Annotated in this window: 14 protein-coding genes; 6 read left to right on the top strand and 8 right to left on the bottom strand. The window is 31.5% G+C overall.

From position 1 onward, the window contains the following. The first annotated feature begins 41 nt into the window (after positions 1-41). The 4 genes from HXZ69_RS12490 (at position 42) to HXZ69_RS12475 (ending at position 5,993) form a co-directional block, all read left to right on the top strand. Complete coding sequence (locus HXZ69_RS12490) at positions 42-1,040, top strand: homocysteine S-methyltransferase family protein (RefSeq protein ID WP_219035074.1); 999 nt, start codon at positions 42-44, stop codon at positions 1,038-1,040. Next, on the top strand, positions 1,028-3,691 hold the full coding sequence (gene metH / locus HXZ69_RS12485) for a methionine synthase (protein WP_286496172.1): 2,664 nt from the start codon (positions 1,028-1,030) through the stop codon (positions 3,689-3,691). Before HXZ69_RS12490 ends, metH begins: the two co-directional genes overlap by 13 nt. Before the next feature lie 274 nt (positions 3,692-3,965). Continuing rightward, positions 3,966-4,922: a methylenetetrahydrofolate reductase [NAD(P)H] gene (gene metF, locus HXZ69_RS12480; RefSeq protein ID WP_125350316.1), complete on the top strand. Its 957-nt coding sequence runs from the start codon at positions 3,966-3,968 to the stop codon at positions 4,920-4,922. A gap of 456 nt (positions 4,923-5,378) precedes the next feature. Continuing rightward, complete coding sequence (locus HXZ69_RS12475) at positions 5,379-5,993, top strand: alpha-ketoglutarate-dependent dioxygenase AlkB family protein (RefSeq protein WP_286496171.1); 615 nt, start codon at positions 5,379-5,381, stop codon at positions 5,991-5,993. Here the strand turns inward: HXZ69_RS12475 and HXZ69_RS12470 are convergent, their stop codons facing one another. Beyond that, positions 5,994-6,530 (bottom strand): hypothetical protein, encoded by a 537-nt coding sequence (locus HXZ69_RS12470; protein WP_219035070.1) that lies wholly within the window; start codon positions 6,528-6,530, stop codon positions 5,994-5,996. It abuts the gene before it with no gap. Between the two features lie 103 nt (positions 6,531-6,633). Further along, positions 6,634-7,380, bottom strand: a complete 747-nt coding sequence (locus HXZ69_RS12465; protein ID WP_280037621.1) for a M15 family metallopeptidase — start codon at positions 7,378-7,380, stop codon at positions 6,634-6,636. A gap of 69 nt (positions 7,381-7,449) precedes the next feature. On the opposite strand from HXZ69_RS12465, the gene HXZ69_RS12460 reads away from it, so the two are divergent. After that, complete coding sequence (locus HXZ69_RS12460) at positions 7,450-8,724, top strand: hemolysin family protein (protein WP_125350320.1); 1,275 nt, start codon at positions 7,450-7,452, stop codon at positions 8,722-8,724. Between the two features lie 297 nt (positions 8,725-9,021). Here HXZ69_RS12460 and HXZ69_RS12455 read toward each other — a convergent pair whose 3' ends face one another. The 6 genes from HXZ69_RS12455 to HXZ69_RS12430 all read right to left on the bottom strand — a co-directional run bounded on the left by HXZ69_RS12455 (position 9,022) and on the right by HXZ69_RS12430 (position 14,771). After that, positions 9,022-10,461 (bottom strand): MFS transporter, encoded by a 1,440-nt coding sequence (locus tag HXZ69_RS12455; protein ID WP_125350321.1) that lies wholly within the window; start codon positions 10,459-10,461, stop codon positions 9,022-9,024. Positions 10,462-10,758: 297 nt separating this feature from the next. Continuing rightward, a complete protein-coding gene (locus HXZ69_RS12450; protein ID WP_125350322.1) occupies positions 10,759-11,586 on the bottom strand; it encodes a 5'-nucleotidase, lipoprotein e(P4) family in 828 nt (275 codons plus the stop codon). A gap of 56 nt (positions 11,587-11,642) precedes the next feature. Then, complete coding sequence (locus tag HXZ69_RS12445; RefSeq protein WP_219035068.1) at positions 11,643-12,194, bottom strand: hypothetical protein; 552 nt, start codon at positions 12,192-12,194, stop codon at positions 11,643-11,645. Between the two features lie 58 nt (positions 12,195-12,252). Beyond that, positions 12,253-12,459, bottom strand: coding sequence for a hypothetical protein (locus HXZ69_RS12440; RefSeq protein WP_125350324.1), 207 nt, complete (start codon positions 12,457-12,459; stop codon positions 12,253-12,255). Between the two features lie 237 nt (positions 12,460-12,696). Continuing rightward, positions 12,697-13,272: an acyl-CoA thioesterase gene (locus tag HXZ69_RS12435; protein ID WP_376741545.1), complete on the bottom strand. Its 576-nt coding sequence runs from the start codon at positions 13,270-13,272 to the stop codon at positions 12,697-12,699. After that, a complete protein-coding gene (locus HXZ69_RS12430; protein ID WP_286496170.1) occupies positions 13,269-14,771 on the bottom strand; it encodes a GH3 family acyl-acid amido synthetase in 1,503 nt (500 codons plus the stop codon). The genes HXZ69_RS12435 and HXZ69_RS12430 overlap by 4 nt, the downstream gene beginning before the upstream one ends. A gap of 256 nt (positions 14,772-15,027) precedes the next feature. Between HXZ69_RS12430 and porW the strand changes: the two genes are divergently transcribed. Next, positions 15,028-17,451, top strand: coding sequence for a type IX secretion system periplasmic lipoprotein PorW/SprE (gene porW, locus HXZ69_RS12425; RefSeq protein WP_502875749.1), 2,424 nt, complete (start codon positions 15,028-15,030; stop codon positions 17,449-17,451). The last annotated feature ends 96 nt before the right edge of the window (positions 17,452-17,547 follow it).

Raw genomic sequence — 17,547 nt, 5'->3', positions numbered from 1 at the left:
TACCTCACACTTCTTCCCATAAGGCTTTTAAAATATTTAGAATGAAATTAGACGATATACTAAAAGAGCGTATTGTTATTTTAGATGGTGCAATGGGAACGATGATCCAAAAGCACAATTTACAAGAAGAAGATTATCGTGGAGAACGATTCAAGGATTTTCATACTTCTTTAAAAGGAAATAACGATTTATTGGTTTTAACCCAACCTCAAATCATAAAAGATATTCACCGAGAATATTTGGCTGCTGGTGCAGATTTAATCGAAACAAATACGTTCAATGCCAATATTATTTCTATGGTTGATTATGATATGGTTGATTTGGTTGATGAATTAAATTACGAAGCCGTTCGCTTAGCAAAAGAAGCTTGTGAAGAGTTTTCTACCCCAGATAAACCTCGTTTTGTAGTTGGATCTTTAGGTCCAACCAACAAGACAGCCTCTATTTCGCCACAAGTAAATGACCCTAGTTATCGCGATGTGGATTTTGATTTATTGGCAAATGTATATTATCGTCAAGCAAAAACAATGTTAGAAGCTGGTGCAGATATTTTACTTGTCGAAACTATTTTTGATACTTTAAATGCAAAAGCAGCATTTTATGGAATTCAAGATGCGATAGAAAAAACAGGAATCAACGTTCCTCTAATGGCTTCTGGTACAATAACAGATAAATCTGGACGTACACTTTCTGGACAAACAACAGAAGCTTTCTTGATTTCATTAGAACATATTGATTTAATTTCAGTTGGGTTAAATTGTGCTTTAGGTGCAACAGATTTGATTCCATATTTAGAAGTATTAGCCGAAAAAGCACCATTTTATGTCAGCGCATACCCAAATGCTGGTTTACCAAACGCTTTCGGTGGATACGATGAAACTCCTGAAATGATGCGAGATTTTATCAAACCTTTCTTAGATAAAAAATTGGTTAATATTTTGGGTGGATGTTGTGGAACTACACCAGATCATATCAAATTGATGGCAGATTTAGCAAAAGAATACGAACCTCGAAAAATTAGTGAACAATGTCAGGCGTAAAAATTCAACTTTCTGGATTAGAACCTTTAATTGTACGAGAAAATTCAAACTTTGTAAACGTTGGCGAACGTACAAATGTAACTGGTTCTAAAAAATTCTTGCGATTAATCAAAGAAGAAAAATTTGAAGAAGCACTTCAGGTTGCACGTGACCAAGTGGATGGTGGCGCGCAAATTATCGATATCAATATGGATGAAGGTATGCTTGATGGTGTAGCTTCTATGGTAAAATATTTGCGTTTGATTGCTTCTGAACCTGATATTTCGAAAGTTCCAATTATGATTGATTCTTCGAAATGGGAAATTATTGAAGCTGGTCTAAAAAATGTTCAAGGTAAAGCGATTGTCAACTCAATTTCTTTAAAAGAGGGAGAAGAATTATTTATCGAACATGCGAAGAAAATTAAACGTTACGGTGCTGCAACAGTGGTTATGGCGTTTGATGAGAAAGGTCAAGCGGATAATTATGAACGTCGAATCGAAATCGTAAAACGTTCGTATGATATTTTGGTAAATCAAGTAAATTTCAATCCAAGAGATATCATTTTTGATGTGAATATTTTCCCAGTTGCAACAGGAATGGAAGAACATCGCCGTAATGCCATCGATTTTTTTGATGCAACAAAATGGATCAAAGAAAATCTTCCGCATGCGTTAGTTTCGGGTGGAGTTTCGAATGTTTCATTTTCCTTCCGTGGAAACAATGCGGTTCGTGAAGCGATGCACACGGCGTTTTTATATCACGCCATTAAACACGGAATGGACATGGGAATCGTCAATCCAGAAATGATTGAGATTTACGATGATATTCCAAAAGATTTATTAGAACACGTTGAAGATGTTTTATTGGATCGACGTGACGATGCAACAGAGCGTTTGATTGATTTTGCCGAACATCTAAAAGGTGTTACAAAAGAGAAAAAGAAAGATGATGCTTGGCGCGAATTACCTTTAGAAAAGCGTATTGAAATTTCTTTAGTAAAAGGAATTACAGAATTTATTGACGAAGATACTGCAGAAGCTTTGAAAAAAATTGGTTCGCCATTACGTGTTATTGAAGGTCCTTTGATGGACGGAATGAACGTTGTTGGAGATCTTTTCGGAAGCGGAAAAATGTTCTTGCCTCAAGTAGTTAAATCGGCTCGCGTAATGAAAAAATCTGTTGCTTATTTAACGCCATTTTTAGAGGAAGAAAAACTTAGAAATAAAACAGACAAAGAGCCTTCTAAAATCTTAATGGCAACTGTAAAAGGTGATGTTCACGATATCGGAAAAAATATTGTTTCAGTCGTTTTAAGCTGTAATGGTTTCGAGATTATCGATTTAGGCGTAATGGTTTCTTCTGAAACAATTTTAGACGAAGCGCAAAAAAATAATGTCGATGTGATTGGTCTTTCTGGATTGATTACTCCATCCTTAGATGAAATGGTGCATGTTGCCAGAGAAATGAAACGTCTTAATCTTGATATTCCACTGATGATTGGTGGCGCAACAACTTCTAAGGCACATACAGCTGTAAAAATTGCACCAGAATATGACAAAGCAATTCATGTTTTAGATGCTTCTCGTTCGGTTACGATTTGTCAAAAATTGATTGGAAATCAACAGGAGGAATTGCTAACAGAAACTACTACTGATTACATAAAAATTAGAGAAGGTTTCTTAAATCGTGCTGTATCAAAGGAATACTTATCGATTGAAGATGCTCGAAAAAATAAACTAAAAGTTGATTTTGAAGAAAATAAACCTTTTAAACCAAATAAATTAGGTGTTTTTACACATCAAACAACAGTTTCTGAATTAAGAGATTTTATCGATTGGACGCCATTTTTCAAAACATGGGATTTACATGGTAAATTTCCTGCGATTTTAGATGATGAAATTGTCGGAACAAATGCCAAAGAATTATATGTAGATGCTTTGTCAATGTTAAATAAAATTGAAGCTGAAAATTTAGCTAAACCGAAAGCTGTTTTTGGACTTTTTAAAGCGAATACAGTAAACGATGATACGATTGAATTGTTTGATGAAAATAATAATAAAATAGAGGAGTTTTATACACTTCGTCAACAAGCGAAAAAATCGAAAAAACAACCAAATATTTCGATTGCTGATTTTATTGCGCCGAAAGATTCAGCAATTCAAGATTATATCGGTGCATTTGCTGTCACAGCTGGTCATGAAATTGAAGAAGTTGCTAATGCTTACGAAACAAATTTAGATGATTACAATTCGATTATGGTGAAAGCAATTGCCGATCGTCTAGCTGAAGCTTATGCAGAATATTTGCACAAATATGTTCGTACAGAAGTTTGGGGTTATGCGAAAGATGAAACTTTATCAAATGACGAATTAATTTCAGAAAAATATAAAGGAATTCGCCCTGCTCCTGGTTATCCTGCATGTCCTGACCATTTAGAAAAAGAAACAATTTTCAAAATTTTGGATGTAGAGAAAAATGCAGGGATTGAGTTAACAAGTTCGTTGGCGATGTATCCAGTTTCATCTGTTTCGGGTTATTATTTTGGAAATCCAGAAGCAAAATATTTCGGAGTTGGTAAAATAAAATTGGATCAGGTTGAAGATTTTGCGAAACGTAAAAATATAGAACTTGATAAAGCTGAACGTTGGTTGAGTCCTAATTTGGCGTAAAAGCGTTAAGTAAAAATAAAATTTATCATTCAAAATGAGCATTTCGAAATAAAGAATCTCAGATTCCTCGACAAGCTCGGAATGACAACGAACGTAGAACAAAATAAAAAAATGCGTTAGGGATTGTAGTGAAAATCCTTTTTTGTTGATTGGACGAAGTCGAAATTAACAAAAAAGATTGTAACGAAAAGCCCGCCCGAAGGAAACGCCCATATAAAAGAAAATATATAATCGAAATTCGAGATTCGAACTTCGCTAAACGATAAAATAAAGAATGAAAGTTACCGAACATATAGAACGCGCAAACGGAAAACCATTATTTTCTGTAGAGATTTTACCGCCTTTGAAAGGACAAGATGTCAATGCGACGTTCAAAACTTTAGACCCGTTAGTTGAGTTAAATCCAGCTTTTATCGATGTAACTTATCATCGTCAAGAGTATATTTACAAACAGAAAGAAAATGGGTTATTGAAACGTTATCAGGTACGAAAACGTCCTGGTACAGTTGCAATTTGTGCTGCAATACAGAATCATTATAAGATAGACGCAATTCCGCATTTGATTTGTGGTGGATTTACAAAAGAAGATACAGAAGATGCGTTAATCGATTTGAATTTCTTGGGAATTGACAATCTTTTGGTTTTACGTGGAGATCCTATAAAATCGGAAAAATCTTTTGTTCCTGAAGTTGGTGGACATGCAAATGCTTCGGAATTGATTGAGCAAATTACTGCTTTGAATACAGGAAATTATCTAGACGACGAACTACAAGAATCGCATGCAATGGATTTTTGTATTGGTGTAGCGGGTTATCCTGAGAAGCATTTCGAATCACCAAATCTTGCAATGGATTTGTATTATTTGAAAAAGAAAGTGGAATTGGGAGCTGATTATATCGTGACGCAAATGTTTTTTGATAATCAGAAATATTTTGATTTCGTTAAAAAATGTCGCGAAATGGATATTAATATTCCGATTATTCCGGGTATAAAACCTTTGACAACTTTCAATCAACTAACGTCGATTCCACAAAATTTCTATTTGGACTTACCAGAAGCTTTGGCAATGGAAGTTTTGAAGTCGAAAGATAAGGAACGAATCAAGGAAATCGGAATTGAATGGTGTATTCAACAATGTAAAGAGTTGATCGATTTTGGTGTTCCTGGATTACATTTTTATACAATGAGTAATTCTATAAATACAAAAAGAATCGCTGAGGCAGTTTATTAAAATAACAATAGTTGGTTGTTTATCTTTTCACAAATAAACAACCAAAATTATTAATTAAATTAATACGTAAAAATTAATCCATAGAAAAATTGTTTTTCCCCCTTATAGTCTTATAACTCATCATTACAGCGATAAGCGAAATAATTGTAACCGAGAAACTGATGTTCAAGATAAAATCCGCATGATCTACATTTAACATTTTTAAAAAGACAGAAACAAGAAGTAAAATACTACTTACAAGGAAGAACTTAATTGTGTTCTTAAAAATCAATTTATTCATATTGTGTTAAATTTTGGTTAAATAAAAATAAATAAAAAATTATATAATCCAATTTTTTTTTGACTTATTCAATATTAAATTTTAAATAACAAACGTTAGTAAAACTTTATTTATCTGCACATTACATTAACTGAATTAAATCTAAATTCCTTATTTTTGATCATATAAAACTATAAATGGATCTTTTTAACGATTTATTTGACGGACAACAAAATCTACTTCCAAAAGATGGAACTGTAAATTATTTTGGACAAATTATGACCGATGAAAAAGCGCATCATTATTATTCTATATTATTAAATGAAATTGAATGGAAAAACGATCAAGCAATAATATTTGGAAAATTGATAGAAACTAAACGAAAAATTGCTTGGTATGGAGATTTTCCATTTGCTTATACCTATTCCAAAATCATGAAAACAGCTTTGCCTTGGACTGATACTTTACTTGAATTAAAAAAATTAGCTGAGGAAAAAACTGGCGAAACTTATAATTCTTGTTTGGTAAATTTATATCACGATGGTTCCGAAGGGATGGCTTGGCATAGTGATGGTGAAAAACAATTGAAACGTCATTGCGCAATTGCCTCGCTAAGTTTCGGCGCTGAACGTAAATTTGGTTTTAAACATAAAGAAACTAAAGAAGTAATTGCTTTAAATCTTGCAAGTGGTAGTTTATTAGTTATGAAAAATGAAACACAAGATTATTGGCTGCATCGCTTACCTCCTACTAAAAAAGTAAATTCGCCACGAATTAATCTAACATTCAGAACAATAGATTTGGAGCAATAATTATTTTTGCTTGGAGATTTCAGCTTTATAAAAAGTCAAACTTTGTTGATTAAATTTATTCAGAAATGCATCATTAAAATCATTCAAAGAAATAACATCCAAATCAATTTTAGTTTTTAGCGTTGGTAAAGCAATCACTTTATTTGATGATTTATCCAAACTATTCCATTTCGCAATAAACTCTTTTGTAGCTGTAATAAAAGTTGATTCGCCATTTTCTTTCGAATAATCATCCGAAACTATTGAACGTTTTATGGCAGATAATTCAATCTTTTTTGTCTGACGATTGTATCGAAAATAAGATGTAAACAAAACATCTCCTATTTTATTGATAATCTTGAAACCTTTCTTTGTTTCCTCAATCTTCGTATTACGATCCAATTCATTAAAAGCTAAACTACTCTGCTTTTTATATTCAGTATCAGAAAGTAAAAACTCTATTTTATTCGTTTCAAAATTAATTGAAACCTTGTCAAACTTTCCATCGCCATCCAAATCTTTCACAATCGATTGTTTGGCAAAAGTTAGTAAACTCATGCTCAAAAATAACGATATGAAAAATGTTAATCTCATCAGAAAGTATAATCTCTTAAATTTTATTTAAAGATACCACAAAAAAAGCTCCAAAAAGGAGCTTTAACTATTTAATAACAGGATTTATATCCAAAATATTTTCTTTTCGATATTTTTCGATAAAATCATCTGTAAAATTTTCGCTTCCTAACAATTTATTTTCTTGTAAAACCTTTTTAATATCAAGCTTTTTATAAGCTTGTAACATCGGTTCAGAAATCGCTTTATACGTAAAATGCCACGGTTCATATTTGAATCCTTTTCTCGCTGAATTATCCGTGTACACCAAATAAAAACCATATTTAGATGCATTTTCATCTAACCAAAGTTTAAATTTATGCATTGATCCTCCTTCGTTAAAATGTTTCTCATTCAACGGATCTGCTGGTATTCCGCGCGTTCCGTCTATAATATCCAAATCAGTTCCCCAATGGTGACGAGAAGTTCCTGGAATGGTAGAATATTCAATAATCTTTTCGATGTTTTCTTTCGCTGCAATTTTCTTCGCTTGATTTGCTTTATACTTGCGCTCCCAAATTCCGTTTTGATACGTATAATTTCTATAGCTCGAAATCACTTGTATTTTAAAACCTGCTTTTTGTGCATCAGCTTTCATTAATTCAAATTGTTTTGCAACTTCTGGCAACAATTTATACCCATTTCCAACCATCGTAGGGTTGCCTTTACCAATCAATTCAGCCGTTGTAAAAGTAGGTAAAATAGTATCTGTTTCTTCTGGAGTTTGATCGCTGTTACCGAAAGCACAACCAGCATTTAGCATAAAAGCAAGTAAAATTAAATAAGAAAATTTCATAATATTAAATTGAGACATTATGGTAAGTATTAGATTTTGGTTTATTTTTATCAAAATTAAAGAATAAAAGTGGAGATTGTTATAATAATCGTATTGATTTTATTGAACGGAATTTTTTCCATGTCAGAAATGGCACTTGTTTCGTCAAGAAAATTCAAATTAGAAAATCAAATGAAGAAAGGAAGTTCTGGTGCTAAAACGGCTTTAGAACTTGCTGAGAATCCGAACAAATTTTTATCAACCGTACAAATCGGAATTACCCTTATTGGTATCTTATTAGGGGTTTTCTCGGGTGATAAACTAACTGCAAATTTAACAGAATTTTTAACATCTATTTCTTTCATTGCACCTTACGCCAAAACACTTTCTCCAATTATTATGGTAGTAATCATCACTTATTTTTCGATTGTATTTGGCGAATTATTACCAAAACGTTTGGGAATGAAATTTCCTGAAATGGTTTCTACTATTGTTTCGAAACCGATGAAATGGTTATCTATCATCACTTCTCCATTCGTTTGGTTGTTAACAGTTACCAATAATTTTTTCTTAAAATTGTTTGGTATTAAAGACGATAGCAGCGAAGTTGTTTCGGAAGAAGAAATTAAAAATATCATCAAAGAAAGTACAGAAGGTGGTGAAATTCAGGAAAAAGAACACGAAATCTTAGAACGTGTTTTCGAGCTTGGAGATCGTCGTGTGAACACGTTAGCAACGCATCGTTCGGAAATTGCTTCATTAGATATTTCAGATGATTATGAGAAAGCACGTGCAAAAGTTAAGAAAAATAAATATTCAGCCTACCCTGTTACGAAGAACAATAATCTGGACGAAATCGTTGGTATCTTGAAACTAAAAGATATGTTTGGTGTAAGTAAGGAAGATTTTAGCCTGAAAAAATTTATACACAAACCTATTTTTGTCAATGAAAATTCGTTTAGTTATCCTTTGTTGGAAATGTTACAGAATTCACAAGCACATTTTGCCATTATTTTAGACGAATATGGTACGACGGCTGGAATTGTAACAATAAACGATATTTTGGACGAATTGGTTGGTGATACACCAGAGAACCAAGACGAAGATTACGAAATCGTAGAACGTGAAGATGGTACATGGTTGATCGATGGGCAATTTTCGATCTATGAATTCGAGAAGTTTTTTGAGATTGATATCGACGAAGACATCGAAAATAGATATGTTACCGTTGCTGGAATTTTCTTAGATAAATACGAAACCATTCCAAATGTTGGTGATAAGGTAGAAGTAGAAGATTTGACACTAGAAATTGTAGACAAAGACGGTAATCGTATTGATAAAATATTGGCATATCGTAAGAAATAAAAAACTCAACCAAATGGTTGAGTTTTTTATTAACTCACTAATTTATTTTTTGAGCAGTAATATAATTTTCTCCATTAGCACTAATCCCTAGACCAGTAAATAGATTTATAGCGATGCTGTCTGGGTAGTGGTATTTGAATTATTCTAATTAGAATATTTTCTAGAACCTTGTCAAAATGTTGTAATTTGTTGTTTCTCTTGTCCCTTCACCTATTATATTAATTCAATAACTGAAAAGGCTGTTTTATAATAAATTATAAAACAGCCTTTTATTAAATTACTAAATATTAAATCTTCCTAATGTCCTCCTTCAGATTTAACTTCACCAAGATTTATTCCTTGTTTTTTAAGAATTTTAGGCGTTGCAATTGCATAAAATACAAGATACACAAAACATAAAATACAAACAATATAACTAGAATGAACAGTTGATAAATCTGCAATATACCCTTGGAATATACTTACTAATCCTCCTCCCATAATCATCATAATTAAGAAGTTACTTCCTTGCGAAGTGTTTTTTCCTAAACCATTAATTGCTAATGCAAAAATACAAGGCCATAATGTACTACAGAACAAACCAACACTTGTAATAGAATAAATAGAGACTAAACCAGTTGTATTCATTCCGATTAATAATGCTACAATTCCAATAATTGAGAAAGTTAATAACATTTTAGCAGGGTTTCCATTTGTCCATAAAGAAGCTAAAATCATTATTAAAATAATTACACTATATAGATAAAATGGTTTCAAATCATGCCCTGCAATGTAATTAACTAATAAGAAAATCCCAAAAGCTAAATAAGGTGCTATAAATTTAAGAGCCAATGTTTTTGTCTTATCTAAACCAAATGCTTCTGCTGCACCACCCCAACGACCAATCATCATACTTGCCCAATATAACGAAACATATGGTGTTACTCCTTGTATATCGAACCCTAATTCATTGTGCATATATGCTGGTAAATTACTTACAGTAGAAACTTCTACACCTACATATAAGAAGATCGCAAGCATTCCTAATAATAATTGAGGATATTTTAAGGCTGATGATTTATCATTTTTTGAAGTTGCAATCGCACTATCCTCTTCTTGTTCTGGATGATTTGGTAAAGACGAAAATTTCAAGAAAATAGCAACAGCTAAAAAAGCAACACCCAAACACAAATATGGAATTTTAACTGCTTCTATACTCAAAGTTGTTTCTCCTTCTCCTCCTGCACCAAAAATTGCATAAGCAACAATTAAAGGTCCAATTGTAGTTCCTAAGTTATTAATACCTCCAGCTAATGTTAAACGTTGAGATCCAGTACTTGCATCTCCTAAAGCAATTGCAAGCGGATTAGCAACAGTTTGTTGCAACGAAAAACCTAGACCTACAGTAAACAAACCTGTTAACATTAAAGGAAATGATCCTGTATTGGCTGCTGGAATAAAAAAAAGCGTTCCAATAGCTGATAAAAGAAGTCCAAAAGATAATGAATTCTTATACCCAAATTTATTGATTAAATCTTGTTTAGCTAATAATGAAACGCCCATATAAATTAAAGCTCCAACCGTATAAGCTATATAATAAGCTACTGCGACTAATTGACTTTCGGCTTGGGATAAATCAAATGATTTTTTAAAAACTGGAATTAAAATTTCATTACTTGCCGCTACGAATCCCCAAAAGAAGAATACTGTAACCAGTGGGATAAATTGACCCCAATTAGTTTTTTGTGATTGACTCATGTGTTTTGATATAATTTTTTTTTAAATATTGGTTGATGATTGCCTAAACAACCAGCTTATAAATATAGGTTATTTATAGTTTAATTTACAAATAGGTGAATGCTTAAATATTATACAGCACAAAGAAAAAAACTATATATTCAATAAATAAATATTATTTTTTTACAGATCAAATAATAATTAATAGATTATTTTTAACAAAAACATGTTAAATGTATTTAAAATTTAATTTCTCACTTTTTTATAAATCAAAAAAAAACTGTCCGATTAAGACAGTTTTCATTGTGTATTTATTCTTTATTTCACAGGAGTTTCTCTCGCAGCTTCGTATATAATCGAATCTCTTTGCTCTTGCGTCAAGTCATATTTGTAATCAAATATTGCAGATTCCCAATCTCCATATCCAACATTCGGCAATACAATAAATCGTTTTCCAAATTCAGATTTTAAAGTTTCTACAGCTGCCGCTCTTTCTTTTTCAGATTTATGATTATCAAATAAAGAAGAAAAATCTGTTAAACTATCTCCTAACAATAAAACAATGTCATAATCTTTCGAAATATTTTGACGACGTGCTTCTTTGCTACTTTCTTTACTTCTCAAAATCAAATTCTGAGCACTTTGAATTGGATAATTGTATTTTTCTAAATTTGCCAAAGTTCCAGGACGCTCTACTTCGTATCGATTTGTAACGTAAAAAATCTGAACACCTTTACTCGCTGCATACTGAAAAAACTCTTGAGAACCAGCCAAAGGAGTTGCAATTCCTTTCGACGTCCAATTTGCCCAAGTTTCTTGCGACCACGTTTTTCCTTGACGCGCCATTTCTACTGCATAGTACGAATTATCCAAAAAAGTTTCGTCAATATCCGTTACAATCGCTAAAGGTTTTGCGCCTTTTGTCGCAATTGCTTCATCCAATCTCATTTTAGCAACATTATAAGCTTGCTGGCTTAAGGCTTGATATTCAGCAGCACGTTGTTGAAAAAATGCAGCATAAATTTTACCATCAACTTGCAAACTTTTTTGCTGAACTGGTTGTTGTTCAGTAACTATTTTTGGTGTTTGACAAGCTGTTAATCCAAAAAGCATCAAGCTTCCAAGCATCAATTGTATATGTTTCATATCTCTAAATTCTGAAATGCAAAATTAAGCCTTACAATTCAAATCAAAAAATCAGATTACTGAATGTATTTAATCGATTCGAAAGTTGTTTGATGAAAATAGTTTTTGAACTGATGATGTTCTCCATTAATTTCTATATCAATTTCCAGATAATCGTTTTGATTAAAATGAATTAAATCTGTTTCGAAAAAATAAATATTTCGGATAACGTGAGAATCAGGTAAAATGGTATTTTTCAATAAAATATCATTTGTCCCCATTGCCAATTCTCCATAAAATGTAACATCAGCTTTGATTTTTTTTTGAGAAAAATTTGAATAAAAATCAGCTTCAACGATATTTATACGAACTGTTTTTTCGGTATTATTTTGAATAGAAATTAAGAATTCTAATGTATTTTTTTTCTTTGTTACCGAATCTATTTTTACTTGAAATTCTGAAATTTGTTGATTAGAATCATCAATCAAATCATCATTTTTTTCAATTTTTAAAAACGATATTTTTGGTTCTTCTTCTTTCGGAAGTGGTTTTTCAATTGGAACTGTTTTTAATTTTTTGTAAATAACAAACAGCACTAACAATACAAGTAAAATGAATAAATATTTCATTTTACAAATTTAGAAATTAAATCGTTTTTCTGATTTCGAAAAAATGATTTGTTTCGTTTTAGACAATTTTTTTTCTGAAACGAAAAGCACAAAAAGCTAAAACAAATACACTTCCTGCTACAGCAAAACTAATAGGATTTGAAGATTTAGAGCTATTTTCAGTAAAATTTGTTTGTATTAATTGACTATTTAAACCAGAAGATTGAGCAAATGAAATAGTTGTACTTGCAATGAATAGTAATAAAAATTTGAAGAGAGTTTTCATAATAATGAATTAAATAAAAAGTTTGGTTTTGATATTAAGAATCGATAAAACAAATACAATGCCTAATTTTCTTAAAATTAAATAATTTGCAATTTAGTAATGCCACTCAAATTCAATAATCAATTTTTTGGAGCATAACAATTAGGAGATAAAATATAAACTATTTATCAAAACCCTATAAACAAAATAACTCAATTCATTTTCAGAATTGAGTTATTTATTAATGATGTAAAAACTTTAATCTAGTTCTATTTTCACGAAATGATTGTCCAATAAATGATCAATTAAATCTTGCGATTTATAATCAATCGGATCTTTTATTTGTTCTTTTGCTTTTGTATGTTCTTCAATTCGATGCAAAGCTTTGTAAAAGCGTCGAACTTCATTCAAATTCTTCAAAATTAATTTTGGAGCTTCTGCTTTTTCACCATTTTCTTCTTTGCATATCATCGTAAAATAAGACGAATTACAATGTTTAATTTCACTTGTTTGGATATTTTGACTTTCTACTCGAATTCCTACGACGATTGACGTTCTTCCGACATAGTTAACCGATGCTTTTAGCGTTAATAATTCTCCTACTTCTACTGGCGTTAAGAAATCTACTCTATCCACAGATGCCGTGACACAGTATTTTCCAGAGTATTTGGAAGCACATGCGAATGCAATTTGATCGAGTAGAGAAAGAATGAATCCACCGTGTATTTTTCCACTAAAATTGGAATGTGATGGAAGCATTAATTGCGAAAAAGTTACCAATGAACTTTTTACCGTTTTGTAAATCATTTTATCTATTGTTGTGTGTGTGTTCAATTTGTAGTAATTAAGTTTAGACTGTAAAATTCATCTGCAATTTCGCGATTATTAGACAAACGAGGAACTTTATTTTGTCCACCTAATTTCCCTATCGATTTCATATAATGCTGAAAACCTTCTGTTTTAACCTCAGAAACGACAAGCGGACGCAAGATATTTCCCGTAATTAAATCATCGTAATACGTATTTTGGCGACGCATTTGTGTATCTAATTCTTGATTAAAAATAGTTATATCTTGTGGTTTTTGATCAAATTCTATTAACCATTCGTGATAAGGCAAACCTTCTGCTGGATTGACTTGAGGCGCAACTGTAAACTCATTTACACTCGCTGGATATTTTTCTAAAGTTTTTTGCAACGCCTGTTCCACTTCGTGACCAATTACATGCTCACCAAAAGCAGATGTATAATGTTTAATTCGACCAGAAACAACAATTCTATAAGGTTTTATCGAGGTAAAACGAGCTGTGTCACCAATATTATATCCCCACAAACCTGCGTTTGTATTGAGAATTAGAACATAATCTTTTCCTACTTCAACATCTTTCAATGAAATTCGGGTTGGATTTTCATCAAAAAACTCTTCAACTGGAACAAATTCATAAAAAATTCCATTATTCAATAAAAGCAATAAATCATCATTTTTTTGAGAATCTTGATACGCAATAAACCCTTCTGAAGCAGGATAAGTCTGAATACAATCTATTTTTCGACCAATTAGTTGATTCACTTTATCACGATAAGGTTCATAATTTACACCTCCTGTTACCATTAGTTGTAAATTCTTAAAAATAGATTGAACGTTTTCTTTTCCAGAAACTTTAATCAATCGTTCAAAATACATAATCAACCAAGGCGGAATCCCAGAAATCAGCGTCATATCAGCTTTCACCGTTTCATCCACTACCCTATGCACTTTTGTTTCCCAATCTTCAATCACATTTGTTTCATAAGATGGTAAACGATTTTTTTGCAAATAATTTGGAACAAAATGCGCACTAATTCCAGAAAGTCGACCAACTTTCAAACCATTTTTATCTTCGAGAATTGGACTTCCTTGCAAGAAAATCATTTTTCCGTCAACAAAATTAGAGTTCTTTGTTTCATTAATATAAAACAATAAAGCATTTCGAGCAGAATTTATATGCGAAGGAACGGATTCTTTTGTAAGCGGAATATATTTTGCACCAGAAGTAGTTCCAGAAGTTTTAGCTAAATAAAGAGGTTTTCCAGGCCATAGAATATTAGGTTTCCCTTCAATTACCTCATCAAAATAATGTTTCAACCCTTCGTAATCGTTGATTGGAACTTGCGATTTGAAATCTTCATAATTTTTGATTGATTCAAAATGATGATCAACTCCAAACTTTGTATTTTTTGCAGCAACAATCAATTCATTTAGAATTTTGTCTTGTGTTTCCAGCGGATTATTTATCCACTTTTGTTCTTTATTGACAATGTATTTTGCAAAAATTTTCGCTAAAAAAGCTTTCATGCTGTTCCTTTAAAACATTATTATTGGTCGAATTTAAACGAATATTCTAAATAATTTAACAACAATTGCAATGATTTTTCTTAGTCAAATCACTAATTACATTAAAGCTAAAACGTTAGCTATCATTTTATAATCATCCCGTAAAAAGTCGCTTCTCTATTATTTCTATTCCACATAAAATTATCTTATTTTTTCGAGGGATACAAGATTTTTTCTAATCGAACGTTTTATTGTAGATTTGTTTTTATTCGCTATCATGAAAAAGATTGTACTGAGTATCTTCGCCGCAAGTTTTTTAATCGGCTGTTCTACGCAAAAAAATAGTTTCAAAAACCGACAATATCACAAGATGACATCGTGGTTTAATGGAGTATTCAATGCTGAGGATGAGTTAGAAAAAAAGAACACAGAACTACAAACAAATTATGTAGAAAATTACTCGAAGATTTTACCTGTTGGAATAGAATATTTTTCTGTTTCGGACTCTGCTAATTTAGGTGAATTTAATACGCCCAATTTTGGTATTGGAAGTGGAAATCGAAATAATCAAGATAAAGTAGAAAAACCTGTTGGATTTGCTGCTGTAGAGGCAAAAGCTTCGAAAGCAATCGAAAAACATTCGATGTTAATTAAAGGAAAAGAAAATAATCCTTTGATGGGTCGCGCTTATTTATTGATTGGAAAATCATTATTTTATCAAAAAAAATACTTTGAAGCGCTTGATGCTTTAAACTATGTTGTCAAAAATTTCAAAGATTCTAAATACGCTCAAGAAGCGCATGTTTACAAAACTGTTGCCGAAATAAAAGGTGGAAATTACTTTGATGGAATCGAAACTTTACAAAAACTTTACGAAAACGATCCGTATAAAAGTAAAGAATTAAAAACAATGATTGCGCGTACCTATGCTCAATTTTTAATTGATCAAAAAAAGTACGAAGAAGCACTTGATCCATTGCAAAAAGCCGAATATTTTTCTACAAATAAAGATGAACGAGTTCGAATATTTTATACGTTAGGACAAGTTTTTTCTAAATTAGGAAAACAACAAGAAGCTGGTGAAGCTTTCACGCAAGTTTATAAAATGAAGCCTGGATTTGATATGGAAATCAAATCGCAATTAGCGATTGCTGCTAATTTTGATCCAAAAATTAATAATTATGGAAATTACAAGCAAAACTTGTTGGACATCTCGAATAAAGGAATTTATGCATCGAAGAAAAACGAGTTATATTACGGAATTTCTGAAATGGCTTTTCGAGCTGACAAAATGGATGATGCTGTAGAATATGCAAAATTGAGTTTGAAGGAACCAATGTCTGATCCTTATATTCGTGGGCGCGCTTTCGAAAATTATGGTGATATAAAGTTCAAGCAAAACGATTATGTTTACGCATCGGCTTATTATGATTCGGCACAAACAAGTTATAATTTGCCAGAAGATCAAACGCGTATTCAGAAACGAAATGATGTTTTGAAAAAATTGATGGAAAAACATTATTTAGTTCAGAAAAATGATTCAATTCTAAAACTTGCAGCACTTCCAAAAGAAGATCAATCAAAATTCTTCACAGATTATATTGAAAAATTAAAGAAAAAAGAAGAAAAGCAAGCTATAGAAGAGCAAAAAGAAATGGAAACTTTTCAGTTAGAGAATAAAACAGCAAGTTTTACGACGAGTTTTAATAATGCTGATAAAGGAAAATTCTATTTCTATAATCAAAATTTAAAATCGACTGGACAGCAAGAATTCCAACGTATTTGGGGAGGAATTTCCTTAAAAGATAATTGGAGAAATTCGAATGCGATAAGTACTGCAATTGAGGATAAACAGAATGAATTGACAGGGCAAATTGCTGCTGGCGATCCAAGACGTTTTGAACTTGATTATTATTTAGATCAAATTCCAACTTCTCAAAAAGCATTGAATGAGTTGAAAGTTGTGAGAGATACAACGCAATTGTCTTTAGGTACTGGATATTTTGATATTTTCAATAACTCAGAATTAGCTGGAAAAGAGTTGAAAGCCTTGGTTGCTTCGCCTCCAAAATCGGAAGATGTGTTATTAAAAGCGACTTATCAATTGTATCGTATTTATAAAAATCGTGATCAAAAATTAGAAGATGAATACAAAAATATCATTCTAACAAAATATCCAAATACGATTTATGCAGGTTATATTCTTAATCCAGAAGTTGAATACATCACTGCTGAAACAAAAGAAGCTTTAGAAGCCTACAAAGTTGCATACACGTTGTATCAAGATAAAAAATATGATGACGTAAAGAAAAAAGTACAAGAAGCAATTGTAAAATTTCCTACTGAAATTATCATTGCTAAATTTGCTTTATTAAATGCTTATGTAATCAAACAAACGGGAAAAGATAGCGATTTTGAACAAGCTTTAGAAATTGTAATTACTGCTTATGACGGAACTGAAGAAGCTAAGCAAGCAAAACGTTTGTTGGATAAATTGCGTAATACTAAGAAAAAAACTACTGAAAATCAAAAAATTGAAGAAAACCAGCCACAAATTAATACTGTAGATAGATCACCTACACAAATCATCGAAAAAGAAATAAATCAACCGAAAAATAACAATGATGATAAAAATGTTATTAAAAAAACTGTAAAAGAATCAAATACAGTTGGTCTTGAAGGAGGGGATACGAATTATTAAAATATAAATTAAATTAACACCAATAGCGTCCTAAATAAATTTAGGGCATAAAATATCCACCCACTTTAGTAGGATACAAGCTATAGTTGGACAAAA

Origin of the sequence: Empedobacter sp. R132-2 (assembly GCF_030324375.1) — a bacterium.
Lineage (GTDB): Bacteria > Bacteroidota > Bacteroidia > Flavobacteriales > Weeksellaceae > Empedobacter > Empedobacter falsenii_B.
Note: the sequence above shows the minus strand (reverse complement) of the source record. Positions and strands in the feature narration are given on the sequence as shown.

Coding starts and splice junctions, on each gene's coding strand:
- HXZ69_RS12445 (WP_219035068.1), bottom strand. CDS start 12,194: ATGAAATATTTATTCATTTTACTTGTATTGTTAGTGCTGTTTGTTATT.
- HXZ69_RS12475 (WP_286496171.1), top strand. CDS start 5,379: ATGGATCTTTTTAACGATTTATTTGACGGACAACAAAATCTACTTCCA.
- HXZ69_RS12440 (WP_125350324.1), bottom strand. CDS start 12,459: ATGAAAACTCTCTTCAAATTTTTATTACTATTCATTGCAAGTACAACT.
- HXZ69_RS12490 (WP_219035074.1), top strand. CDS start 42: ATGAAATTAGACGATATACTAAAAGAGCGTATTGTTATTTTAGATGGT.
- porW (WP_502875749.1), top strand. CDS start 15,028: ATGAAAAAGATTGTACTGAGTATCTTCGCCGCAAGTTTTTTAATCGGC.
- HXZ69_RS12430 (WP_286496170.1), bottom strand. CDS start 14,771: ATGAAAGCTTTTTTAGCGAAAATTTTTGCAAAATACATTGTCAATAAA.
- HXZ69_RS12465 (WP_280037621.1), bottom strand. CDS start 7,380: ATGAAATTTTCTTATTTAATTTTACTTGCTTTTATGCTAAATGCTGGT.
- HXZ69_RS12455 (WP_125350321.1), bottom strand. CDS start 10,461: ATGAGTCAATCACAAAAAACTAATTGGGGTCAATTTATCCCACTGGTT.
- metF (WP_125350316.1), top strand. CDS start 3,966: ATGAAAGTTACCGAACATATAGAACGCGCAAACGGAAAACCATTATTT.
- HXZ69_RS12450 (WP_125350322.1), bottom strand. CDS start 11,586: ATGAAACATATACAATTGATGCTTGGAAGCTTGATGCTTTTTGGATTA.
- metH (WP_286496172.1), top strand. CDS start 1,028: ATGTCAGGCGTAAAAATTCAACTTTCTGGATTAGAACCTTTAATTGTA.
- HXZ69_RS12470 (WP_219035070.1), bottom strand. CDS start 6,530: ATGAGTTTACTAACTTTTGCCAAACAATCGATTGTGAAAGATTTGGAT.